The organism is Dictyobacter vulcani, from assembly GCF_008974265.1.
GTDB classification, from domain to species: domain Bacteria; phylum Chloroflexota; class Ktedonobacteria; order Ktedonobacterales; family Ktedonobacteraceae; genus Dictyobacter; species Dictyobacter vulcani.
The window spans coordinates 1515693-1540999 of the sequence record NZ_BKZW01000002.1 but is presented as its reverse complement, the minus strand read 5'-3'; the positions used below and the strand labels follow the sequence as shown (position 1 = coordinate 1540999).

General features: G+C 49.5%; 22 protein-coding genes and 1 pseudogene. 8 read left to right on the top strand and 15 right to left on the bottom strand.

Going from position 1 to position 25307, the window contains the following annotated elements:
• Nucleotides 1-64: 64 nt before the first annotated feature.
• Both KDW_RS24025 and murB read right to left on the bottom strand, forming a co-directional pair.
• Nucleotides 65-1918 (bottom strand): PAS domain S-box protein, encoded by a 1854-nt coding sequence (locus tag KDW_RS24025; RefSeq protein ID WP_162005565.1) that lies wholly within the window; start codon nt 1916-1918, stop codon nt 65-67.
• Between the two features lie 736 nt (nt 1919-2654).
• On the bottom strand, nt 2655-3650 hold the full coding sequence (gene murB, locus KDW_RS24020; RefSeq protein ID WP_151758447.1) for a UDP-N-acetylmuramate dehydrogenase: 996 nt from the start codon (nt 3648-3650) through the stop codon (nt 2655-2657).
• Nucleotides 3651-3997: 347 nt separating this feature from the next.
• On the opposite strand from murB, the gene KDW_RS24015 reads away from it, so the two are divergent.
• Nucleotides 3998-6355, top strand: a complete 2358-nt coding sequence (locus tag KDW_RS24015) for a phosphoketolase family protein (protein WP_151758446.1) — start codon at nt 3998-4000, stop codon at nt 6353-6355.
• Nucleotides 6356-6434: 79 nt separating this feature from the next.
• Here the strand turns inward: KDW_RS24015 and KDW_RS24010 are convergent, their stop codons facing one another.
• Complete coding sequence (locus KDW_RS24010) at nt 6435-6974, bottom strand: hypothetical protein (RefSeq protein WP_151758445.1); 540 nt, start codon at nt 6972-6974, stop codon at nt 6435-6437.
• Between the two features lie 354 nt (nt 6975-7328).
• On the opposite strand from KDW_RS24010, the gene KDW_RS24005 reads away from it, so the two are divergent.
• The 5 genes from KDW_RS24005 (at nt 7329) to KDW_RS23985 (ending at nt 13365) form a co-directional block, all read left to right on the top strand.
• Nucleotides 7329-8099: an ABC transporter ATP-binding protein gene (locus KDW_RS24005; RefSeq protein ID WP_151758444.1), complete on the top strand. Its 771-nt coding sequence runs from the start codon at nt 7329-7331 to the stop codon at nt 8097-8099.
• Nucleotides 8096-10510, top strand: coding sequence for an FtsX-like permease family protein (locus tag KDW_RS24000; RefSeq protein ID WP_151758443.1), 2415 nt, complete (start codon nt 8096-8098; stop codon nt 10508-10510). Before KDW_RS24005 ends, KDW_RS24000 begins: the two co-directional genes overlap by 4 nt.
• A gap of 153 nt (nt 10511-10663) precedes the next feature.
• Nucleotides 10664-11722: a HAMP domain-containing sensor histidine kinase gene (locus tag KDW_RS23995; protein WP_151758442.1), complete on the top strand. Its 1059-nt coding sequence runs from the start codon at nt 10664-10666 to the stop codon at nt 11720-11722.
• Nucleotides 11719-12369, top strand: a complete 651-nt coding sequence (locus KDW_RS23990; protein ID WP_151758441.1) for a response regulator — start codon at nt 11719-11721, stop codon at nt 12367-12369. The genes KDW_RS23995 and KDW_RS23990 overlap by 4 nt, the downstream gene beginning before the upstream one ends.
• A gap of 15 nt (nt 12370-12384) precedes the next feature.
• On the top strand, nt 12385-13365 hold the full coding sequence (locus tag KDW_RS23985; protein ID WP_151758440.1) for an alpha/beta hydrolase: 981 nt from the start codon (nt 12385-12387) through the stop codon (nt 13363-13365).
• Between the two features lie 80 nt (nt 13366-13445).
• Here the strand turns inward: KDW_RS23985 and KDW_RS23980 are convergent, their stop codons facing one another.
• From KDW_RS23980 to KDW_RS23945, 9 genes and pseudogenes are all read right to left on the bottom strand, one after another.
• Nucleotides 13446-14126, bottom strand: coding sequence for a dienelactone hydrolase family protein (locus tag KDW_RS23980; RefSeq protein ID WP_443092590.1), 681 nt, complete (start codon nt 14124-14126; stop codon nt 13446-13448).
• A 125-nt stretch (nt 14127-14251) separates the two neighbouring features.
• Nucleotides 14252-14932 carry a phosphoribosyltransferase gene (locus tag KDW_RS23975; RefSeq protein ID WP_151758438.1) on the bottom strand — a complete coding sequence of 227 codons (681 nt, stop codon included), beginning with the start codon at nt 14930-14932 and terminating at the stop codon, nt 14252-14254.
• Between the two features lie 91 nt (nt 14933-15023).
• Complete coding sequence (locus tag KDW_RS33155; protein ID WP_198925488.1) at nt 15024-15173, bottom strand: DUF3303 family protein; 150 nt, start codon at nt 15171-15173, stop codon at nt 15024-15026.
• Entirely contained in the window at nt 15160-15324 is a 165-nt protein-coding gene (locus tag KDW_RS33150) for a hypothetical protein (RefSeq protein ID WP_198925486.1), read from the bottom strand. The genes KDW_RS33155 and KDW_RS33150 overlap by 14 nt, the downstream gene beginning before the upstream one ends.
• Before the next feature lie 66 nt (nt 15325-15390).
• Complete coding sequence (locus KDW_RS23965; RefSeq protein ID WP_151758437.1) at nt 15391-16737, bottom strand: hypothetical protein; 1347 nt, start codon at nt 16735-16737, stop codon at nt 15391-15393.
• Nucleotides 16701-17390: an ATP-binding protein gene (locus KDW_RS23960; protein WP_233097866.1), complete on the bottom strand. Its 690-nt coding sequence runs from the start codon at nt 17388-17390 to the stop codon at nt 16701-16703. Before KDW_RS23960 ends, KDW_RS23965 begins: the two co-directional genes overlap by 37 nt.
• Nucleotides 17391-17464: 74 nt before the next feature.
• Nucleotides 17465-17647: pseudogene (locus KDW_RS36125) on the bottom strand (NB-ARC domain-containing protein); the annotation flags it as partial.
• An 11-nt stretch (nt 17648-17658) separates the two neighbouring features.
• Nucleotides 17659-18045, bottom strand: coding sequence for a hypothetical protein (locus KDW_RS23950; RefSeq protein ID WP_151758434.1), 387 nt, complete (start codon nt 18043-18045; stop codon nt 17659-17661).
• 221 nt (nt 18046-18266) lie between these two features.
• Nucleotides 18267-18698: a GNAT family N-acetyltransferase gene (locus KDW_RS23945; RefSeq protein ID WP_162005563.1), complete on the bottom strand. Its 432-nt coding sequence runs from the start codon at nt 18696-18698 to the stop codon at nt 18267-18269.
• 1032 nt (nt 18699-19730) lie between these two features.
• Between KDW_RS23945 and KDW_RS23940 the strand changes: the two genes are divergently transcribed.
• Nucleotides 19731-22010 carry an HAD-IC family P-type ATPase gene (locus KDW_RS23940; protein ID WP_162005562.1) on the top strand — a complete coding sequence of 760 codons (2280 nt, stop codon included), beginning with the start codon at nt 19731-19733 and terminating at the stop codon, nt 22008-22010.
• A 363-nt stretch (nt 22011-22373) separates the two neighbouring features.
• On the opposite strand, the gene KDW_RS23930 is transcribed toward KDW_RS23940, so the two are convergent.
• The 3 genes from KDW_RS23930 to KDW_RS23920 form a co-directional block, all read right to left on the bottom strand.
• The gene (locus KDW_RS23930; protein ID WP_162005561.1) at nt 22374-22841 is read right to left on the bottom strand and encodes a hypothetical protein; all 468 of its coding nucleotides are present in this window, start codon (nt 22839-22841) and stop codon (nt 22374-22376) included.
• 112 nt (nt 22842-22953) lie between these two features.
• The gene (locus tag KDW_RS23925) at nt 22954-23385 is read right to left on the bottom strand and encodes a hypothetical protein (RefSeq protein WP_151758429.1); all 432 of its coding nucleotides are present in this window, start codon (nt 23383-23385) and stop codon (nt 22954-22956) included.
• Nucleotides 23386-23401: 16 nt separating this feature from the next.
• Nucleotides 23402-23818 carry a hypothetical protein gene (locus KDW_RS23920; RefSeq protein WP_151758428.1) on the bottom strand — a complete coding sequence of 139 codons (417 nt, stop codon included), beginning with the start codon at nt 23816-23818 and terminating at the stop codon, nt 23402-23404.
• A 677-nt stretch (nt 23819-24495) separates the two neighbouring features.
• On the opposite strand from KDW_RS23920, the gene KDW_RS23915 reads away from it, so the two are divergent.
• On the top strand, nt 24496-25293 hold the full coding sequence (locus KDW_RS23915) for a hypothetical protein (protein WP_151758427.1): 798 nt from the start codon (nt 24496-24498) through the stop codon (nt 25291-25293).
• Nucleotides 25294-25307: the final 14 nt, after the last annotated feature.

The following is a 25307-nucleotide window of genomic DNA, read 5'->3' as shown; positions in this document are numbered from 1 at the left end:
CTACCAGTTAACTTGAATACAATTATATAGCACACAATCAAATGCAAGTCAAGGCATTATGTTGCTACACAGGTAAGCTAAAGAAGAAAGTTGAGCCCTCTCCCGGTTCACTCACGACCCCTATTGTGCCTCTTTGCCGTTTCATGATCTCCGCCGAAATATACAATCCAAGGCCAATACCTGGAATGGTTTCATTGCCACTGACCCGATAGAAGCGCTCAAAGACCTGTTGCTGTCTTTCCTTGGGTATGCCCACACCAAAATCCTGTACACTAAAGGTCACCTGGTCATCTTCAACGCTGCTTTTCACAATAATTGTGTCTGCACGGGGAGAGTATTTGATCGCATTGCTTAAAAGGTTAATCATCACCTGCTCTATCCGGTCTTTGTCGCCGTAAATTATCTTTTGGGTCGTTCCTTGTTTTTCTATAGTATGCTTATTTGTCGTGCGTTGGATTTCCTCAATCGCGTCATTGACAAGTTCATCAAAATGAAAAAAATCTTCATTGAACTGGAGTTGCCCACCTTCGATCTTCGTAACGTCCAGCAAATCGCCAATTAGCGAAGTCAATTTGTTTATTTGCGCATCCATTTTGCCCAGTAGGAGCGCTGACCTTTCATCGCCGGCTTTGGCAAAACGCTTTTGCAAGACCTGGGTAAACGCTTTGATACTAGTAACCGGTGTCTTTAATTCATGGCTGACAATCCCCATGAAATCATCTTTCTGGCTCTCCAGTTGCTTACGAGTCGTGATATCTCGTGTTGAGCCGGCAACCAGGATAACCTTCTTATCGTTATCAAAAACCGGCACAAAAATATACTCATAATACCCGTCGATTCCACCCGGACTGGTATATGATGTTTCGTCAATGACGACTTTGCCCGTTAATACAACCTGTTTAATCTGGGTGTGAAGTATGGTCGCAAGCTCTTCTGGATAAGGTAATTCATGAAAGGTTTTTCCCACAATCTTATCCAGCGTCAGCCCTAACAATTGCAGCAATGAACTATTAGCATAGGTGAATCTTCCAGCAGTATCAAAGGTATAGACAAAATCTTTCAAAGCTGTGAGGGTCACGTCGAAGGTTCGTGCCTGTTGTTCTACCTGGAGGGCTAGTTGCTCTACTTTGTGTCTGGCGAATACCTGATCTGTAACATCATAGCCATGCGCAACAATACCGATATGCTTGTTTTTGGTATCCTTCAATGGTTCATACACAAAATTCAAATACCGCTCTTCAACAATGCCATCCGGTATTCGTTGTAATCCAATTTTCATCTCGGTACCAATAAATGGCTTGCCAGTTGCCAGGACGCTATTCAGTAGCTCTATATAACCCTGATCACTGACCTCTGGAATGGCTTCCCTGACAGATTTCCCGATAATGTCTCGATGCCCGACAAGCTGATAGTACGCCGTGTTTACCATTTCAAAGACATGGTCTTTTCCACGCAGAATGGCCATAAAAGCGGGAGCACGCTCAAACACATCAACTAATTTGCGCTTCTCGGTCGCTAGCTCTTTTCTCAGCGCTTTCTGTTCTTCTTCATAGCGTCTTTTTTCGGTTAAATCACGTACGCCCCTGGTAAATCCCCGCACATTCCCTTCTTCATCAGTGAGCGGGAAAAGAAAATCTCTGGCCCAGAATTTTTCCCCATCTTTTCTCCGATACCAGCGTGCGCTTTTTTCGCGGCCATTTTGTGCCACGAGCAGTAAATCTTCCTCGAGCGTTTTTTCGCTTCCATCCTCCAGCCAGAAGAGCATCGCGACGCTTTTTCCAATACTATCATTCTCAGCATAACCAAACATATGCTCTGCATTAGCGTTCCAGGAATGTATCTTTCCCTCTGTGTCCAGCGTAAATATGGCATAATCTTCGAGGCTATCGATAATTTGATCAAATAAAGAGTCACTCATACTAAAACTTTCATGCTGATCCTTTGTCGCGGCGTAAAACAAACAGGAGTTATATTTCTCTGTATACATCGGTATTTCAACTTGTCATAAGCCATCCTGAACTACGTAAAAACGCCCCACTAAGACAGAATTTAGCGCTACCTATAGTGACTACTATAGTCAAGGAAAGATGATAAAGTCAAGGAAAACAGGACATCAAACAGGTTTCCTCGTGAAGCGGGTATATTTTCGCTGAGAAGCAAGTGAGAATCTGTAGCGGCCGCCTTCATGGCTAATACTTTTCACTTAAGGATTGAATGGCTGAAATGATAGCATGACGGTGAAGGAACACCTTCTCAAAGGATCAAGAGAGGTAAAACGTGTAGGTTCGACCCTTTGGGTCGATTCGGTTGCCTCTACGATACCCTCACCTCCGCAGGATCACGCAAGTGAAAAAGCGGTGAAGCAAGGCATGAAGAGGCTTGCTCATGGTCAAGCAAGGATATCATGCAGGCACGAATCGACCCAAAGGGTCGAACCTACCTGTTCGCTTTTCTTGATCCTTTGAAGTCACTGGGCCTCTGATCGGCTTAGATGCTTTCGTCAATCTCGTCCAGAAAAAGGCTTACGTGAAACGTATTAGCCATGAAGGCTGCGCACCTCTCTCCACGACCATGAAGCCAGTTCCCCAGAGCAGCCAAAAACGCTCTGGGGAACTGGCTTTTTTAAACCATGCCAGACCTATTCATGTATATGCTTATTGACGCGCTACAATTGCGCCAGGAGCAGTTCCAATGAGAGAGTCCCATTCCCCAAGCAGTTCTATATTTAATACCAGAGCAACTCCAGATTGAGCGAGCACCCGTTGGTGTGCTTCCACGATCAGATCGACAATATCCTGCGCACTTGCGCCGCCTAAATTCAGGATATAATTCGCATTCTGTTCCGAGATCTGCGCCTTGCCCTGTGTCTTTCCTGCCAGACCTGCCTTTTTGATCAGGTCGTGCGCGGTTGTACCGGGAGGGTTTTTAAAAATGGAGCCTAGATGGCGGTAGGAGGGCTCAATTTGCTTACGATATTCCACGTGCTGATCGCGCAATGCGGACAGTTCTGCGGGATCCTGTCGATGCACGCGTAACGCCACGGTCATAATCAGTTCGGCCGGCGTAATCAGACCATGGGAAGTCAATATGACCTGTCCGTCTTGATCAATCTGCGTTATCGGCTGCTCACGGAAACGGCTGTGACGGTAGCCGAGCGCTAAATCCTCGTGATAATAACGCCGCACCAACGGCTGCGCATATTCGCCTTCTTCAGCGACATTGCATCCGCGTGCATCCAGGACATCAATCCAGATCAGGGCCTGCCCCAGATCCTGGTTATGCGCCCCGGCATTGCTGACGACTCCGGCGCCAAGAGTTCCAGGAATGCCAATCCCGAACTCTAATCCACCCCAGCCAAGCGGCACCAGTCGCTGGATAAGTTCACTCCAACGGATACCGGCTTCAGCAGTCACTATCGCGGTCCCATCGGCCTGGGTTTCCATACTATAATCATGCAGATTCACGCGAGCCACAATTCCCCGCACCCCTGCGTCAGCATACAAAATATTTGTGCCTGCGCCAACCACCAGCAAGGGCCAGCGTTCTTGCGAGCATACGCTGATCAGGTCTGCCAGTTCTTTCTGGCTCTCAATAGTAATCCAGAGATCGGCTTCACCCCGACACCAAACGAACTGTGCTGCGCAAGCGATTCATGACAATGAACACGCTTTTGAAAATGGGGGGAAAGTATTTCGTAGGCATGGTCAGCATCGAATATCATAACAATGATTCCTTTCTATGCCGCAGGAAACCTGGGTATATTCAGTGTAATCCATTTTCTACTGCGAGTATAAAGGAGCAGTATCACAAAATGCACACAAAACATCCTCTACTATCACATATCAATCACGCCTGAGCTATCCAATCTTCTTTCCTGACCAACTACTGCTGTGATTGATATGTGACATAACTACATCTCGATGTAGTCGGATTGTGATCCAGGACGCCTATGCTCAGGACATGGATAAAAAGATGACTGCAATATATGGAGGTATAAATGTCTCACGTCGATCAGGGACGTCTTGAGTTGATGCACAAATATTGGAATGCAGCGAATTACTTGACCATCGGCCAGATTTATTTACAGGCTAATCCACTCCTGCGCGAGCCTTTACGCCCGGACCATATCAAGCCCCGTCTGCTGGGACACTGGGGGACCTCGCCGGGCCTGAGCCTGATTTATGTTCATTTAAATCGTCTGATCCAGGATCACGATGCGAATATTATCTATCTCGCCGGCCCTGGTCACGGCGGTCCTGCCCTGCTGGCGAATGTATATCTGGAGGGCACGTATTCAGAGATCTATCCAAAGATATCGCAGGACACCGAGGGGATGCAGCATCTGTTCCGTCAATTCTCGACGCCGGGTGGTGTACCCAGCCATGTCAGCGTCCCGACTCCAGGATCAATCCATGAAGGTGGTGAGTTAGGCTATGTTCTTTCTCATGCCTTTGGAGCCGCCTTTGATAATCCTGACCTGATTGTAGCGGCGGTGGTTGGGGATGGTGAGGCGGAGACGGCTCCACTTGAGGGTGCCTGGAAAAGTCTACAGTTTCTGAATCCACGCCGCGATGGTGCGGTACTCCCCATCTTACACTTGAATGGCTATAAGATTTCCGGACCAACGGTGCTCGGGCGCGCCAGTAACGAACATATCCATCAACTACTCTCAGGCCATGGCTATGATGTCCATTTTGTGGAGGGCGATGAGCCCATGCAGGTCCATCAGGACTTTGCGGCGACCCTGGATGTCTGCTACGCAAAAATCCGTTCCTACCAGGAAGATGCTCGTCAACATGGTTCCACACAACGACCAGCCTGGCCGGTAATTGTGCTGCGTACACCCAAGGGGTGGACAGGTCCTAAAGAGGTAGATGGAATGGCGATCGAGGGGACGTTCCGCGCTCACCAGGTCCCGGTCGCGGAAGTGCGCACCAATGCGGAGCATATGCATATCTTTGAGAACTGGCTGCGTAGCTATCATCCTGAAGAGTTGTTTGATGAGCAGGGCCACCTGGTACCGGAACTCGCGCAACTGGTCCCGGTGGGTGATCGGCGTATGGGTGCCAATCCCAATGCGAATGGTGGCAAACTGCTGGTCGATCTGGACCTGCCTGCATTTACTGATTATGGGATAGAGGTTACAAAACCGGCCACGGAATTGCACGAATCGACGCGTCAACTCGGCAAAATGTTGCGAGACATCTTTGTTCGCAATGCCGAACAGCAGAATTTCCGTTTCTTCTGTCCTGATGAAACCAATTCCAATCGCCTCGGCAATATCTTTGAGGTTGAAAATCGCTGTTCCGTCGAAGCGATCAGTCCATCTGATGATCATGTCTCTGCTGATGGTCGCGTCATGGAGGTATTGAGCGAACATCTATGTCAGGGCTGGCTTGAGGGCTATCTACTGACTGGCCGCCATGGCCTGTTTGCTACCTATGAAGCCTTCGCCATGGTCTCGGCCTCTATGACCATCCAGCATGCCAAATGGCTTGAGGAGAGCATCAAGCTTCCGTGGCGACAACCCGTTTCCTCACTGAATATCCTGTTGACCTCGACCTGCTGGCGCAATGATCACAATGGCTTTAGCCACCAGGGTCCTGGCTTGATTGATACTATGCTCACCAAAAAGGGCAGTGTTGCGCGTATCTATTTACCGCCAGATGCCAACTGCTTACTCTCGGTCGCTGACCACTGCTTGCGTAGTCACGACTATGTAAACCTGATCGTCATTGATAAACAGCCGCAACTCCAATGGTTGAACCAGCAGGATGCCATCGATCACTGCACCCGTGGCTTATCGACCTGGAACTGGGCCAGTAATGATGAACACGTTGAACCCGATGTGGTCATGGCCTGTGCAGGCGATATTCCGACGCTGGAAACCATTGCAGCGGCCTGGTGGTTGCGCCATCATATCCCTGAACTGAAGGTCCGGGTGGTAAATGTCGTCGACCTGATGACGCTCTATCCATCTTTCTTACACCCACATGGACTGGATGAGACGACATTTGTTGACCATTTCACAGCGGATAAGCCAGTGGTATTTGCCTTCCATGGCTATCCACGTGCGATCCACGAAATCGTCCATGGACGCACCAATCCTGCGCGTTTCCATGTACGTGGCTTCAACGAAGAAGGCACAACCACCACACCATTCGACATGGTCGTACTCAATGGCATGAGCCGCTATCAACTCTGTATTGAAGCCATGCGCCGTGCAACCCGCGTCCACGGCTTAACGCCTCCGCTCATTGCAGAGTGCAACGATATGCTCGCCAGACACAAAAGCTATATCCGCACCAATCTTGAAGACATGCCCGAGGTTAGCGATTGGCACTGGACAGAATAAGTACAATCCATCAAACATACGTCAAAGGCGAGAGACGCAATTTGCATTGCGCCTCTCGCCTCTCATATATGCAGGTTGGTTAGCAGTTGGGCGAATGATCCGAGGTGATGTAGATCGAAGAAAGCGCATCATTGGGCAAGTGACCGGCATAGCCATCAAAGTTTCCAGTCGTTTTCATTGTAAACGGTTGGCTTTGTCCCCAACCATTGGTATTGGTATAAAAGATTCCATCTAAACATCCAGTTCCATAACTGCTAGCCTGATCATTCCAATTCCAGAAAGGATTGACTGAGAAAGAGGTCATATTGACAAAACCAGTCCCGACAAAACAGATACTCCATCCTTGTAAATTGGCATCTGACCAGATAACCATCGCATCACGACTCCCACAATCAACTTTTGATGTGTGTGGCGAGACAGTATGGGAAGAGTTTGTTGCCGTGGTTGACAGACATTTTGTGGTTACGGGATTTTTACCATGCAAGTAGACAACGAGTTGTCGACAGGATGGTTGTGATGCAGTCACAGCAGTGTGTGCTTGCGCCATCGGTGTGCCGATAACAAGCGCTAACAAGAGCATGAGAAACGAAGCAGATACTTTTGAGAAAATGCGAGACATGGACGTTTCCTTTCCTGATAGAAACAAAAATCAACAAAAAGTGTGTGGATCGTGGAAACCACGTAGCATGTTTTTTATGCTATGGGAGTATACAAGAGAAATAAGAGATAATTATCCTGTAAATATACTGGTTATGTCTACCGGGTTTTTATATGCAAAAAAAGAGTAACCACCCGGTATAATTACCGGTAGGCATACAAACAGCCGTATCCGCCACATACTTTCTAACTTCAAATAGAGGCACGATCTAACTTCCGATAGAAAGCTTTAAGTTTATATTCCCCTATACTTTCTCAAGGATCGCAATATGACCATTCAGGTCAAAATATGCTCCCTGAGAAAGGATCAATCTCCATGCTCAATCTTGATAAAGATGCTGATTATCAGTTACCTGGATCTCCATTCCTCCAGGTCGAGCACCTTACACGTGTCATTACGGCGCGTGCTCAAAAGACCACGCTCCTTAATGACATCACCTTTACCGTGCCCACGCAAAGTCTCTTTACGATTAATGGTCCATCGGGTAGTGGCAAATCGACGCTGTTGAATATGCTGACTGGCATCGACCGGCCAACGGAGGGGAGCGTCATTTTTGCTGGTCAGGAGTTGAAGGCTCAAAGCGAAAATGCGCTGGCGCGCTGGCGTGGGCGTAATGTCGGCATCATCTTTCAGTTTTTTCAACTCATCCCTACCCTTACGGCCATTGAAAATGTGTTACTGGCCCTGGAATTAGGTGGAGGCGGTAACCTTCCGCGCCAGGCCTGGCGCGAGCGGGCTCAGATATGTCTGAGCATCGTAGATGCAGGCTCTTTCGCTCAGCGCTTACCTGCTGAACTCTCTGGTGGCCAGCAACAACGGGTCGCCATCGCCCGGGCCTTAGCCAATGATCCACCAGTGCTGATTACCGATGAACCAACCGGTAATCTTGATTCTCGCACAGCACACGCGATCTTTACTACATTGGCAAACCTTACCACCCAGGGAAAAACGGTCATCTATGTGACGCACGATCCACAACTTGCGTCACTCGCACAGGCGCGTATTGATCTACTGGATGGTCAGATTGTCAATACACATGGAACAAAGGCCACGATCACTTCCCGCCAGGAGGAGGTACATTCATGAGCGCAAGCACAAGAAAGATTCTGGCGGATATGTACAGAAGAAAAGCCCGCACATTGCTGCTGATTAGCGGTATTCTCGTAGGGGTGTTTGGCCTGATCAGCATTACTTTTACCAAAGACATCCTTTTTTCAGCTTTCGCCTATACCATTGAGAGCCAGGCGACCCAACCGGATATTACCATGGTTGTCGACAGATTAGATGCTGGCCTGCTACCTGCGCTGAAAGCTGTGCCCAATGTCAAAGCGGTTCAATTCGAGACGCGAGTCTCAACCCTCTGGAGCATCCATCAAGCACCAGGCTATACCGCGCTCAAAATTATCAGTTATCCCGATTTGCACACACCCGCGCTGGCTCCATTTGAACTAATCAGTGGTCGTTATCCTCAGGCAGGCGAGATTGTGCTGGAATATGGCGATACCGCCCTGGCACCTACGGCCATTGGCGACATGGTTCGTATCGATACAACCCATGGACAGGTGCAGTTACGCGTGGTAGGCATGGCCCGCACCGCTGGCGTCGATCCTGCTACCTCCGGTAAGGCCCAGGCATATATGAGTGCAGACGGCATACGTCAATTAGATGTACTGACCAATAGCAATCAACCCAATCGTCCCGCCCGCCAATATATGCTTCATTATAAAGTGGAGCATATCAGCCAGGTTGATATGACGGCTAGAGATCTCCAGACGATCCTACACAGCCAACATATAAGTGTGCTGGTGACGGCCTTCCCGGGTCCTGCTATTGTGCCGTTGTCACAAATTAATGGCATTTTTACGCTGCTCATCGCACTGGTCATCCTGGCGGTACTTGTCAGTGCCATCCTCATTTTCAATACAGTCACCACCTTGATTACCGAACAAACAGCGATCATTGCTACCATGAAAACACTGGGTGGCACCCAATGGCAGATTATGCGCAGTTACCTGCTTTTTATCATTATCTGTAGCTCGCTAGCCACCATCCCTGGACTGATATTGGGGATTACCGGTGGCTATGCTCTGGCCTCCATACTGGCACCTGCGATTCCGTTGGCGTTAGGGCCATTTATCCTGCCCATCAATCTCATTCTGCTGGGTCTGCTTGTCGGCTTTGGCGTGCCCATCCTGGCAGCAATACTTCCATTGTGGAATGGTACCCGCATCACTATCCGTGAGGCGCTTTCTACATATGGGGTTAGTACAGAACGAGACAATACATTACTAACGCGTTTTGACTGGCGGCTCACCTGGATTTCGCAAACCGTGTGGATGGGATTACGCAGCCTCTTCCGCAAACGCTGGCGTGCTATGCTCACTATTTTTATGCTCAGCATCGCCGGAACCAGCTTTTTAATGGTGCAAATCTTGACCACTTCGATTAACTATACAGTAGGCTCGGTCTTTACGAACTTTCATGCCGATATTGAAGTAGATCTAGGGCCCCAGATGACGTTCAGCAGCCTCAAACACGATCTGGCCAGGGTCCAGCATATTCGCGTCCTTGAGCGCTATGGACAGGGAGGCGTTACCACCCGCTGGGGACATCTGGCACTCTGGGGAATTGAGCCACAGACCAGAATCTACCACTATCAACTCGTCAGCGGACGCTGGTTACGGCCTGAGGATCGCGAGGTTGTGCTCATTAGCCGGCATTTTTCAGCGCTCACCGGCCTGGCTGTCGGCGATAATCTCAGCGTGACTAATCCCAGCAATCAAGCCATAAACTGGCGCATTATTGGTATCATCAACGAGAACGTCAATGGTCTGGGGCAAATGGGAGCCGCAGTGGTTCCTGTCAATACACTCTATCAATTTCAGGGTGCCCCCGCACAATCCGTCAATGATGCAGCCTTTCGTGTCCTGCTCCAGGCAACCGATCATTCAGCTACCACAATCCAGGCGCTCACGCAGCAGCTAGGGAATCTAGCTATGGATGCGACCACGCGTGGCTCAGTAGAGCGTGGCGGCGGAATAGTCAACGTTTATCTGGTGCAGGATGAAATTATGCGTCATCAGCGTAGCTGGTTTATCTCCTACATTTTGCTCTATGGAGTCGCGACCATTGTTGGCGGTGCAGCCATGATCGGTCTGGCCAATGAATTAACCGCCGCAGTACTAGAACGGCGGCGAGAAATAGGTATGTTACGGACCCTGGGGGCTAGCTCATGGCGCGTAGCTCAGGTTTTCTGGGTACAGGGCCTCTCACTTGGACTCATCGCCTGGCTGCCTGCAACGCTGCTGGGACTGCCCCTGGCCTACGCCTTTTTACGCCTGTTTAGCCAGTTTGTGATGCCAGTAGACTTTATCGTCGATCCTCTGGCTTTTCTACTACTACTGCTGTCTCTACTAACTATCGCCACCCTGGCCAGTATTATCCCGCTAAAAAATGCCGCGCGCTTACACATCGCTGAATTGCTGCGCTATGAATAACACGCTCACAAATCTCAATAGCGGTAATGAGTTCCTGATGCATAGAGCGTAAATAGTGTCATATACTGCCAGTATCATATGTGCACCAATCGCTATAATAGGATATTAGCGTCGTAAAATAATACAACTATAGTTATATGAGGATCTTACGCTATGCGCAGATGGCATTGGCATTTTGGTGGTCTCTTCTGGCGGCTCAGCATGTCGTATCTGCTGGTCACATTTATTGCCGCCCTGACGATTGAATGCACGATCACGTTGGCTCCCGTGCTGCAAGATATCCAGAATTCAAACACAATCCGACCAGAACGGCTATTCCCGATCTTATGGAGTTACTGGCAGCCGAACGGCTTTTACTTTATTTTCTTAGCCAGCTCTCTAGGGACGGGCGCTGGCATGCTTATCGCCCGGCATCTTACAGGCCGCCTGCGCCGGATTGCTCAGGCCACAAAAGCATGGAGTCGAGGAGAATTTCAAGACACTATTCATGATCATATTCACGATGAACTGGGACAATTAAGTGCCGACCTGAATCATATGGCAGAACAACTACAACTCTTGTTGTTAGCCCGACGCAAACTGGCGATCCTGGAGGAACGGGCACGCTTAAAACAAGATTTACATGATGCGGTCAAGCAACATCTGTTTGCCGTCCAGATGCAGTTATCGGCCGTCCGTGTCCTTTTTCAGCAAGACGCCGACGCCTCATATCGCCATCTTGTCGAAGCCGAAAAGCTTGCCCTGCTAGCGCAACAAGAACTGGCCACGCTCATAGAAGAGCTTCGCCCACCAGCCTTGATGGATAAAACACTCGGGCCGGCGCTTGAAGAACTCTGCCACGATTGGTCACAGCGTACGGCTATCGCGCTATCTGTGCATATAGAACCAGTCATTTCTCTTCCCGCCGGCATTGAACAGACCATCTTTCGCGTCACCCAGGAGGCTCTGTCAAATATCGCCCGCCATAGTCACGCCCATAATGTATACTTGAAACTATTGCTAGATGAGTCACATACAATCACTTTCAGTATCACCGATGATGGACATGGTTTTAATCCTTCAATTACTCGTAAGCAAAAACACAGTCTAGGACTACACAACATGCGTGAGCGCATTGCAGCTATTGATGGCTTATTTACACTTGAGAGCTCAACAAAGGGAACATCCATCCAGGCACGTATTCCAGTGCCAGTAGAAGTGGAGAAGAAATGACAGCACTGATTCGGGTCTGCATTGTTGATGACCATATAGTAGTCCGCCAGGGGATCCAGGCTTTTTTAGCTACCCGGACAGACATTCAAGTCGTTGGCGAGGCGGGTTCAGGTGCAGAAGCGCTGCAATTGGTCACGACACTGAAGCCAGATGTGCTCCTGCTGGATCTGGCTATGCCGGGCTTAGATGGTGTTGAAACCACGCAACGTGTGAAAAAGATCCATCCTCAAACATACATTGTCGTTCTGACCTCTTATGCTCAGGATGAATATATTTTTCCCGCCATCAGGGCGGGAGCGCTGTCATATTTGCTCAAAGAATCCGCAGGGGAGGAGATTGTCAACGCCATTTATAAAGCCGCACGCGGGGAAGCTATTCTCCATCCGCGTGTCGCTTCCCGTGTAATCCAGGAGTTACAGGGGAAACGGCGGGATGCACTTAATCCTTTTCGCGAACTCAGTGAGCGCGAGTTGGAAGTGCTACGCCTGATTGCCAATGGATACAGTAATGCTATGATCGCCAATCACCTGGTTATCAGCGAAGGCACTGTAAAAAGCCACGTCAACAATATTCTAAGTAAGCTTCACCTGACCGACCGTACACAGGCCGCTGTCCTGGCCTGGCGTGAGGGTATCGTCAGGAAATAAAGGAAACGGTTAAACATGGAAGATCAAACCAGCGCTAATACTAACAATGCCTCACAGATTCAACAAAAGATCGCGTCCCTACTCCGGGACATACATGAACAGCCACTGGACACACTTTCTATCGAACAATATCGTGCCGCTTTTGAGACCATTCCGACACTGTATACCATGCAGTCTGAGGTAACTATTAAAACCTTTTCCATTCAGGATCTAGCGGCCGAATGGATTATTCCTGTAGCAGCCAGAACACAACAGGCCATCCTCTATTTCCATAGTGGCACCTATATTAATGGCTCACTGCACACTGATCGCGTACTTGTCTCAGCGCTGGCCGCCATGACCCGCACCAGAATACTACAAATAGACTATCGACTGGCACCGGAACATCCTTTTCCAGCCCCCATTGAGGATGGGCTTACGGCCTATCAATGGCTACAGGAACAGGGCTACGCCAATAAAAACCTGGCCATCATGGGATCAGCAGCCGGCGGCGGTATCGCACTGGCAGTATTACTGCTGGCTCGTGATCAAAAAATCCCATTACCAACCATGGCCGCATGTATTTCACCCTGGCTTGACCTCACCACCACCGGTTTACGCCGCAAAAGCCAGCTCACCACTGATACAGTCCTCTCCCTGGATCTACTCGAGTACGCCGCCAGCCAGTATGTCAATCAGGCAGAAGCAGCCCAGCCACTAGCCTCACCCATGTATGCTGACCTGCATGGCCTACCCGCACTCTTTCTGCAAGTTGGACAACTTGAACTCCTCCATGACGATGCCTACAAGTTCAAAGAGCTCGCCACGACTGCGGGTGTCAGAGCCAGATGCGTCACCATGGCAGGTATGTTCCATGGCTGGCACGCCTTCGCAGATCAATTGCCAGCCGCCCAGGGTCATCTGGCCCTGGACCAGATCGCCGCTTACTTCGAGAAATACATCGCCCTCGCAAACGGCACCTGGCCCGATACCACCGCCACGTACCGGCAGCCTTGACGGCTGCAACCTGTTCCCGTACGACCAAAATTTAGCGCACCAGCAACCCTCGCGTATAGCCACGCTCCTCGACATCCTGCTCACTGGCTATTCACATTTCCAGGAGCCGCAAGTATATGGAGATATTTTTTGAACCAGTTGCTGGCTAATCGTGCAACTTCCTCTAAAGCACCTGGTTCTTCAAACAAATGGGTCGCGCCTGGAACAATTGCCAGCTCTTTCTCACCAGGAAGACTGGCAAAGGCCGCACGGTTCAGTTGCAGGACGATATCATCATTGCCACCAACAATCAGCAAGGTCGGAGACTGAATATGCATCAGCGCACCTCCAGCCAGATCGGGACGTCCACCACGCGAAACGATAGCTTTGATGGATGCTTCCGGCAACGCTGCGGCTGCCCGCAAAGCAGCGGCAGCGCCTGTACTCGCTCCAAAGTAACCGAGTATCAGATTTCTGGTGTCTGGCTGCTTCTGTAGCCAGTAGGTCACTTGCAGCAAACGATTAGCCAGTAGCTCGATATCAAAACGCGTTTCATAGCGCGCGTCTTCTTCTTCAGTGAGTAGGTCCATCAGGAGTGTGCCAATGCCGATTTTGTTTAACTGCTGAGCAACAAAAGTGTTTCTGGGACTCAGACGACTACTTCCACTCCCATGAGCAAAAGTCACCACACCCTCGGCATGTTCGGGAATCACAAGCGCACCTTCAAGCGCAATGCTATCCGCTGGTATCTGTACAATTTTCTCAAGTTGAAGCTTGCCCATCATTCCCTCCTCCATGATTGCTGAATATGCTCTATCAATGCCACACTATATGGATAGCTGTATGATCCCAAAAACTATAGGGCGGAGAAAATCCCAAAAGCTCGCTGAAAAATAGCAAAGTATGCTCAGCCTTTTTTGTGTTGCGCTAACCACGCATCTTGCTCATGGCAGGCTTTTTCAAGCAAGTCGTGTACCTCTTCGTCACTGGTTTGCGGGAAATATTCATACCAGTTACCCACCGCATAGAGGGTCTCCAGTTGCAGAGGACAGACGACCTCATATCCCTGCGCTGCGAACTCATCACAGGTAATCTTTACCGCGACAGGAACGGCGATGATCAGGTGGGCAGGTTGCTGCTGTTTCAGGACGGCGATAGCGGCACGTATCGTTGCTCCGGTCGCGATACCATCATCTACCAGCACCACGGTGCGTCCACGTACATCATACGCTGGACGATTGCCACGGTAGAGGCGCTCTCGTCGCTCTAATTCACGTTGCTCGCGAGCAGCTACCTCATCAATCACTTCATTGGAGATGCCACGCATACGCAGTACATCTTCATTCAGAACCCGTATACCGCCTGGGGCAAGCGCTCCCAGCGCCAGTTCTTCTTGTCCGGGGACGCCAAGCTTACGCACGATCATCACATCCAGGGGAGCATGCAGTTGATGGGAGATCTCAAAGCCAACCGTTACACCACCACGCGGTAATGCCAGCACCAGCACATCTGGACGATTGCTATACGCGGCCAGGCGGGCGGCCAGTTGTTCGCCTGCATCTGTTCGATCACGAAATTGCGTTGCCATCACGGTTCCTCCCTACTACTGTGGTCGCGGCCCTTTTTATCGCGACCACAGTAGTATTGCCCGATCCATTTTGCCAGCACGGCAATCAAGATCAGACGGGCGCTGCCACCTGCACCACCTGGCGCAGTTCATTGATCTGTTGATCATAATCGATTGGGTAGACAGAGTGAACATCGAAGTCCATCAGATCCATATACGGCTGTAAGAAGGCTGTTAACTTATGTGGATCATCTGTCTCCACCAGGAGGAAGCCTGCCCGCCCCGGCTAGATTGAACCAGCCTTTAATACGCTCCGGGTGGTTAGCACCTGCATCGTGTTGCTGGACTACACGCCTGGCCACCTGGTCACGGGTTGTATGTGCATGCCACTTGAATTTACAATACCACAACATGGGAACTCCTCCTTTTTTCTCTACGCAATTAGCGTTTCGACAAACAGTACAGGAAGCTTCGTTCTGTCACGCACACGGCACGAATGATAGCACCATAATGTTACAGTGCCCCGTACCGGCAGCGCTGGTCGCTGCGACCTGTCCGCGTCGAGCAATCAGCGCCCGAGGGAGGGCATCGGTACTTCGGCTTCTTTGGCTCCGCTCGGCAGAGAGGGCCAGCGTACAGATTTCTTCTAAAGAGAAGGCTTTACCTTCCTCCCACCACATGTCCCAGGTTACTCTGTCAACTTTTGCCTGTAAGCTGCCAAGATTGGTGTCATAGAGTGGGCGGTATGCTGTTGGCACGCTGGCCTTCAGGCTCGCGTAAAGCATTTCGGCTGCGCTACAGATGTGGGCCGTGTAAAATGGCCCGTACATTCGACCCAGGGCACAACCCAGCACAAGTAAATCAGCGGCCAGCATATAGTGGTTGCCCGTTTGTCTGGCCAGGAGCATTCCTTCACGTAAATAGTTGCTGCTCAGCACCAGTTCGCCCTGCACAAAGGTGAGGATCCCCAGGTAAACCAATGTCACAGTCTGCAAGCCTGGCTCATCGTATTCATAGAGAAGTTCCCTTGCTTCGCTCAGCCAGGCACGCGCCTTCTGCATCTGGCCGCGCAGAGTCGCCAGCGCTCCAAGTCTGCTCAGGGTAAAGGCGTAGTTACGCCAGTCCTGCTGTGCGTGGAGAAGTTGCAGACATTGCTCCAGGTAGGTGCTGGATAGTACGTAATCTCCCTGGATATGCCAGGTATCACCAATGTGGAATAACGCCCAGGTTCTACCAACCTGGTTACCTTCGGCGGCATAGAGCGTCAGGGCTTCCTGTGCCAGTTCGCGGGAACGCTCACAGCCGATCTCCCACAGCGCCAGCCGGGCGGCTCCCATCAAGAGATTGGCACGGGCGGATAAAGGTGTATCTGCTTGTAGCTTGAATACAGCGTCAATCCAGCGAAAAGCTTCATGGAACTGCATCCGGGCTTCCCAAAATCGTCCCAGGGCACAGCTGATCCGTAAAGCGGTATCGTTCTCACCATGATCAGTCGCCCAGGCAAGCGCGGCACGCAGATTTCCTTGTTCGCGCACAAATAACGCGACGGCAGCCGCTGAATCATCACCAGATAAGCTGGCTTCGGTTTTTTCGACCAGCGAGAGATAATAGCTGGCATGCTGTCTCTGTACATCCGCTTGCTCGCCAGCTCTTGCCAGTTGCTCCAGCGCGTATTCACGAATCGTTTCTAGCAGATGAAAGCGCGACTCCAGATTATCTTTCGGGGCCATCTCGTCTGACCGCATGCGTTTCACCAGACTCTGACCGATGAGAAACTCCATTTGCTCGATCACGCTGGCAATGGGGCTTCCCTCAACGTCAGGCATGACAATAGCCTGGCAGCCTCAAGGGTCCAGCCACCAACAAATACGCCATAACGACGAAAAAGAGCCTGATACTGTGGACTTAGCAGTTCATAGCTCCAGTTCAGTGTTGCCTGTAATGTCTGGTGGCTCTGTAATGTGTTATGTGCACTGGTACTCAGGAAATTCTGACCCATTCCGCTGGTCAGCCACTGTAAAATTTTGGTCAGGGGTAACACCTTGGAACGCGCCGCCGCCAGTTCAATCGCCAGCGGAAGCCCATCCAGACGCGTACAAATACGCGAGATGGTTACGGCATTTTCCCTGGTCATGTGAAAGGCTGGATTGACAGCCTCCGCCCGCTCAATAAAGAGGCGAATAGCAGCAAACTGTTCAAAGGTGTCTTGATGAGCTTCATGGTCAGAAGCACAAATAGTTAATGGTGGCACATCAAATTCATATTCACCATACAGGTGCAGTAGCGTTCGACTTGTCACCATGATCTTGATTTCCCGGGCACTCTGCAGCAGATCACTGATAAAAGAGCCGATCTCTGGAATCTGCTCCACATTATCAAATATAAACAAGAGCTTTTTGTTGTGCAGGAAAGTTTTAAGCACATCTTCGTGTGAAAAAATGCTTTGCTTGTCTGGATCACTGTCTTTGATTGGGTCCATGAGGCGCAATGTTTGCACAATCGTTGAGGGTATAGGGCGGCCTCACGCAGTGATGTCAGAGGAATAAAAAAGACACCATCAGCAAATTCATGCTGGATCGTATGAGCAACCTCCAATGCCAGACGCGTCTTGCCAACTCCACCCATGCCAAATAATGTCACGAGGCGCACCGACATGTGTCGTAGTCGATCCAATAACAACTGTACATGATATTCACGGCCGATAAGTGCGTTTGCTGGACTGGGTAAAAAGGGCATAGAGCGGTGAGCTATTGGCCGGGGGAAACTATTCTGGGTGACTGCGTATGAGGTGAGGCTATCTCAAGCTTATCCAGTGGTGGAGACTTCCAATCAAGTTCAGAGAAACTTTCTGCTTTTAAGCCCATCAACTTGAGCAGTTTGCCAGCCTCAGCACGAGTAGTAATGCCATCCCAATCAGCCAGTACCTTAATAATTTGCTTTACCTCGGCATGCGTGAGCAAAGACCGCTTTGCCCCATGGAGCTTGCGGCTCAGTACCTGGGCATCAATACCCAACGCATCTGCCAATTCCTTTTGCAAATGCCCCGTCTTACGGCGAGCAATCGTGATCTCCTCACGAAAACGCGTGAGCGCATCTAGAGAAGGCTTATAATCTCTATTTGTCGTAGACGTCATTTTATTCTTTACAGCTTAATAATAGGATGCTTGTTATCATCCACTACATAACATAACACCCTGATTATAGCACATAAATTCAATGCGCTTACGATAAATAGGTACTTTATAGATGTATTACAACAACATTTATAGAATGAATAGGCTTTTCCTCTCTCTAGCTCTACTTCCTCATACAAAACAAAGATTATCCAAATGTTGTCCAAATGTTGTCCGGACACTTAACAAATAGAATTTTTATAACTTTTGTCTGCTTTTGCCCCTAAATCGACTAACATCGTGATGGGATCAGGATAGGCTGGTACGTTTTGGGTCTTAAATCCATGGCGCTCATACAGAAATCTGGCAGGATTTTTAGCTGTCACACCCAGGCTAAGGGCAGTATAGCCTTGTTGATAGGCTGCCTGTTTCAGCGAACGGAGCAATGATCCACCTATTCCCCGATGACGAGCATAAGTATCAACAGCAATACCTAAATTTGGAATATTACTGCTACAAAAACCGGGCACAAAGTCACTTGCCTCAGGGAAAAGACGACACCAGATAGCCCCTAAGCGTTTCTTTGTGATGGTATCAATCGCAATAAAGGCCATATCTCCTGGACGTCCCCATTCATTACGCCAGGGAGCTATTTGTGGTAAACGCTGTATCACTCTCTCTTCTCCCATCGGAAGAGGGTAAAGACGCGTTGGAAAAACGGATACATAACACATGTATGTCAGATAGCGTTGATCTTCTTCAGAGTGGGTAGCAGGCCACACAAGCCATGAAGCTGTTTGTATAGTATGTATGCGATTCAGGTTCGTCCACTTTGCTGAAGCAATATGCATAAAATTATCCCTTTCTTCAGAGAACCACATGCTATCCCACCAATACACGCCACACTATTTTCCTGCTATATTTACGTATATCGCGTATATACTTCCAGGTTAGTTCTCTTCCATCACTTCAATCGTGCGGGTACCCCTGCCTTCAGGCATGGGGAGGAAGCACGCCTCCTGTTTGCTGTTCCTTGTGTGTCGTCCCTTGCGGGAGACCGTTTTTGGTGGGAACGGTCAAACCCCACTGGTTTCCCAGGTAAGGTGTGCCTCGACGATGATACCGGCCTGCACATCTTCTCAGCACTGCCTCGAACCCCGTCTGACTGGTTAACTGAGAAGTTCTAGAGCAACGCGCTGGCAAGCACGCGTTGGTAGGTTCTTTGACACGTCCGGTATCGTAGCCCGATGGGTGCAAGCACCCCTGGCTGGGTCTGGTCAGGTCCGGACCTGGAGAAGACGGGCAGCAATCACCCCTTCTCCAAGCCCCCGCCGCAGAGGCGTGGGGTACCTGACTCACCACAACCTTTTATATGCGTAAGTATACGGTAAAAGAGTGCTACTAGAGAAGTACAAAGTTGATCCAAAGTTGATCCAAAATTGACAAACATCCAACAAACATTACAACATATCTGCTGCAATAAATCGAAAATGTTAAATTTATCCTCCCTGTTGTATTTCCTCATCCTATAAAACAATCTCGCGTTACAGAATCATTGGGCCCTGGCTTTTACACAAAGAGGGTCAGAAATCATTGTGATCCTGGTGAGAGTCTCATACTCATGATGAAGAGCGTTTTGTGAGATATGTATGCTATCTTTAACGCAAACATTGGCGAGCAAGCCAGGAGGGTGTGCCAGACAGAAGATGAAGAGCCAGCAGAATCAAACATTGTTGATGCGAGGATTAAGCACACATGAGGTTGAGGAACGGCGTGCTCAGGGACTCGGTTGTGTGCCACCGCCCCCTACAGGACGCTCATATATACGCATTATCCGTGAAAATGTGTTTAATACGGTCAATACTATTCTTTTCTCTATCGCACTGGCTCTTGTTCTCCTGGGCCAATATCTCGATGCGTTGATCTCGGTTGGGGTGGTTTCGTTTAATCTGGTGATCAGCTTGTTTCAAGAGATACGCGCTAAGCGCACGCTGGATCATATTGCCTTGCTGACCCGCCCCCATGCTGTGGTGCTACGCGATGGCCGCGAGCAGCAGATTCATCCAGAGTCGGTGGTGGTGGATGATATTATGGTGGTACATCCTGGAGATCAAATCGTGGTCGATGGACCGATCGTGGGTGAGGGATGCGTGGAGGTCGATGAGTCTTTGCTGACCGGCGAAACGGATCCGATCAGCAAAGGCAAAGGCGATCGCCTCTATGCTGGAACCTTCTGTGTCACGGGACGTACATTGTATCGCGCTGACAAAATTGGTATCCAGAGTGTCGCCGGGAATCTTACGGCGGGCGCGCGTGCTTATCGTGATATGGCCACGCCGCTCCAGCGTGAAATTGCTTTGATTATCCGTGTCCTGCTCCTGATCGCTCTTTTCCTGGAAACGCTGCTGATTGCCGCCTCTGTGGTGAGTACGATTCCCCTCGTGGAAACAGTGCGCATGGCAATGGTGATCATCGGTATTGTGCCAAATGGTCTGTTTCTTTCCATCAGTGTGGCCTATGCATTGGGGGCCGTCCGCCTCGCTGGCAAAGGGGCACTGGTCCAAAAATTTAATGCCATCGAGTCACTGAGCCATGTGGATATCCTGTGCACAGATAAAACCGGAACGCTGACGACCAATGAGCTTGAACTGACCGCATTACACCCATATGCTATTGATGAAGACATGCTCCGTGAGCTTCTTGGCACCTATAGCATGCATGTATCAAGTCAGAATGCAACCAGTAATGCGATCAGAGTCGCGTGTCAGGAGCAGGCACGACCGGGATTGCCTGTACGCCAGGAGATTGCTTTTTCTTCCGCACGCAAGTGGAGCGCGCTCGTGTTTGGGGATACTGTCATGCAAGGTGTCTATGTGCTGGGCGCGCCAGAAATGCTTCAGCCATTTTTGATTCCGGATGCCGCTCTGGGGACCTTCATGGAGACGGAGCGAGAAAAAGGACTACGTGTGCTGCTCTTTGCGCGCTATCCTGAACCTGTCTTCCTACAAACGCAGGATGCTGGTGGCACGTTACCTGCGGGCTTGATCCCTCTGGGTGCGCTCAGTTTGCGCGATACCATTCGTCCTGAGGCCCGCGAAACCCTGGCACAATTTATGGCCCTGGGTGTCCAGCTAAAAATTATCTCTGGCGACCATCCTCAAACCGTTACTGCCCTGGCGCTCCAATTAGGACTCCATGACAAGATCAAGGTGATGACAGGAACAGAACTGGAGCAGTTAGATGATGCGCAACTGGCGCAGAGAGCCGAGGAAACCACTATTTTTGGCCGTATCACCCCACACCAGAAGGAACGTTTGATCAAGACTTTCCGCCAGAACAATCACTATATCGCTATGATCGGTGATGGCGTTAATGATGTGCTCTCACTCAAACAGGCCAATCTCGGCATCGCCATGCAGAGCGGTAGTCAGGCCACGCGCGGCGTTGCTGACCTGGTACTCCTCAATGATACGTTTGCCTCCCTTCCTTCAGCCGTGCATGAAGGACAACGTATCCGTAACGGTATGCAGGATATCTTGAAACTCTTTTTAGCGCGCGTCTCCTCTGTGACACTACTGCTGGTCGCTATCACCTTTATCGGTGGCTTTCCCTTCCAACCCCGCCAGACGTCATTGCTCACCTTCTTTACCGTAGGCATCCCTACTCTCGCTCTGGCCTACTGGGCACGTCCAGGACACACCGCGGGACAGAGTTTGATTCGCTCCCTGGTGCGTTTCGTCATGCCTGTATCCCTGATAACCTGTCTGATCGCTCTTGGGGTCTATCTTGCTGTTCTGATTCCTGCCACTCTTACCTTCCCGGTACCTACCAACCCCTATCGTGAGGGCGCGATCCCCTTAGCACAGACAGCCCTCACGGTATTTTTGGTCCTGTGTGGATTGCTACTGGTACTTTTTGTTGAGCCCCCAACCGCGCCAGGCCAGGTCAACCAGGAACGTATAACAACTGGCTTCCTTCATTACTGATGCTGGGCTTGCTCCTTTGCTTTAGCAGCATACTCGCCATAGCACCATTGCGTACGCTGTTCAACTTACAGGCATTAGATCCTGGCACATACCTGCTGATCGGCGGTGCCACACTGGTCTGGGCCATCCTCATGTACAGCATCTTGCATTTCCATCTCTTCGAACGTTTCTTCCGCCTGTAGCATTATCACTATTAGAGTGTGTCTGAAAATCACTTCCATGAGGTACTTCGTCGACAGACTTTCGCGCCTACGGCGCTCAAAAATTATTATGCTGTGGTGGAAATGCGTGCGCGACGCGCACGCATTTCCACCACAGCATAATGACCAAACAAAACAGGTACACAAAAAAATATGTGGACTGCTAATTGCCTCTATTTGAATAGGCCGATGGCAAACCCTTATTAATTTCTACGATCACAGGATCAAGTGCGGTTCCGGTAGCAGAAAGCGGATTTTGCTCGCCTGTGACACGGGCCCGATGGATGTAACTGGCAACATATTGGGCCACTTGCTGGGTCTGCAACAAAATATCTGTATCGTTCTGCGTCCGGTGCATCCGATTTAACAGGTTGTTCAGAGGAACAGCCACACTCCATAATACGTGTCCTTGTTCAAGCGAGACACGGGCACGCATATCACCATTCGCGACGCGCGCATGCACTTCTGCTATTTGATGAAATCCTTCTTCGAGTTGCCGCTGCTCTTCTGCACGCTGACGTTGCGAAGCGGCTAACTCAAGTTGAAGCGCTACAACTTCTTCAGCTCTATCTGCTCGACGGATCGCTTTTGTCAGGATCGTCATGACCACAAACATGATCGTCGCAATCACAATTTGTACGAGAATGGGTACAGCCAGGTTACGGTGTACAGTCCGTCGTTGAGCATGGCTTGAAAGGCTGCGGTCCGAGGTACGAAAGGATTAAACGCGATAAACGAAATGTCTAGACAGCAAATAATTCCGACAATAATAGATGCAATCGCGGCATCAAGGCACTGGCAATAATGGTTGCCAGCACGAACGCTCCAAAGAGGGGAAGCAGCGAGGGATCTAAGGGATTACTAAGAAGGACGCCGGTCACCATAAAAATATCGTAGAAAACAATACAACTGGCCGATAAAATATTGAGTCCCATCCGTCCAAAAATAAAAGCGCCGCAGAGAATAAGTACGACGATCATCGCAATGGGAGGCGAAGAAGGACTCTTCGGTGAGTCAAAAATCATGATAAAGGCGGTTGGAAGAAAAAGCAGACTAATCAGCAGTAGAAAACCACTGGTCAGGCGGGCGTAACGTGCTTTTTCTCGTTGGCTGGGTGTTTCCGTAGGGAGATTGGGAAGTGAAAGACGAAACCACCAGGATAAGGCTGCGTTCATAGTTAGCTCCTTTTTCTCATTCAATGGCATCAATACAGAAAAGATAAAAAAGAATCTCGTCGATGAGTTGGCCTGGAAGGTGGATAGTTGCTTTAAGCTCGTCACTCGTTCGTTGCCCGTTAATCATTGTTAAAACCATACGCAATTGCATGCGCTGCTTCACCGATAAATCGGCTAATTCCCGGTCAGAGATGTCGCGTTTCTTGCTTAACAATATAACGATAGCTTCAGAAGAATGTGACCGCATCGCCCGAGGATTCAGGGCAAGTGGTTCAGTAGTTCTTTGTTGTAGTTGAGGCGGTATCTCAGATGGTAAGACCACTTCCCATTCATTTGATTGCCACAGGGCTTCATATTCCTGATCATGACTTATCGTATTACCCCTCATATCCATCACGAGCGAACGAATAACTGCGCCTTTTTCAATCATCACATAACCAGTTATATTCCTTGTCTTAAACGTGGTTTTCAGGACACAGGGGATTCTTGATATTGGAAATAGGTAAGTAATGTTGAGAGATCAAGGAAATAAATCCTTCCCATAATAACCCCCTTGGCCAACAACAAAAATTTTGTACACAATAAGATGAACTACCTATACGTAATGCACTATGCATATTCTCACTTTTACACCTCACATCTGTGACACTTGCGTTTCCTGGATGTAGTAAGATTAACCTGGCACTTACTCCATACTTAAGAGATGATCCACAAAAAATGCATATGACATTAACTAAAAGTACTCCTTCATATTATTACACATAATTTTACTTATGCATAAAGAAACTCAAGGTATTAATCTTGTATTCGAAGAAATATTTATCCTATTTTAACATAAAAGACCATAGAATAAGATAGTTTATCAGAATATGCTACAGGATACCCCTGTTCGGTAACGGAAGATTTCATGGCTGCGAACGTCACCCCACGAGCGTAACCAGTTTGCTCCCAACTATCACCTCTCTCCATGTCCATCTGCCTGACCCTTCACAGCATCTACACGCCTGCTCACCCAACATGACCTCTACATTCATGCTTTTTTATGCAATAAATGCAAAAATAGTACGATAGGATAATACAAAGCATATATTTTTGGATTAGGAAGATGATATGGGACGTGTTAGATCTGTAGAATATTTGATTGTGGCCAGTATCTCGTTATTTGTGTGCATCATCTCTTTGCTGCTCTGGTCACCCATGGCTTTCGCCACAACGCTCGATACTAATGGTCCTTTTACGATAACGGCCAGTTCTTTCAAGGCATTTAATTTTCATCTGGACCTGCGTGTGGTGCAAAATGGAGGATCGCTGGCGGATGCGATCGTCCTGGATGCGATCGCCACCAAACTGGTCTTCAGCAAACAGGTGTCGCTACCATTTGTCGGCACGGTGACGTTTCAATTCGCCAACACAGGAAACAATCCGGTCCGCTTCTCCAATCTTCGTGCTCACGTTATTTCCATCACCTCGGACCAGGGGAATTTTACCAGCCTGAACGTGATCGGTATCCCGTTGGAGAGTATTATTTCTGGTAAACTTCCAACCACTCCAATCAATGTACCTGATCAACCAGGCACACCAACCATACGTGCCGGTAGGAGCGTTCCTGCGACGCCAGGATCTTCGCAGAGTGACTTTTCGACAGCCACCAATAGTTACCATATACAGGCAACACCGGTCACAGATACAGAAGCGGATCCAGAGGAGACACAACATCCGCTGGTAGGGACCGTTATGTCTACGCCAGACCCACTACCTGTAGCCAGTCCTGTGCCACCGACCATCAATCCACCTGGTCTGCCCGATTTATCAAAGCTTACGATCACACTGACCAATGTTACGATCAAACTAACATCACTGGATGCTCTGGGCATTGACATTCCAGACATGCTGCTTTCCGTGCAATAACATTTTGGGTCCCG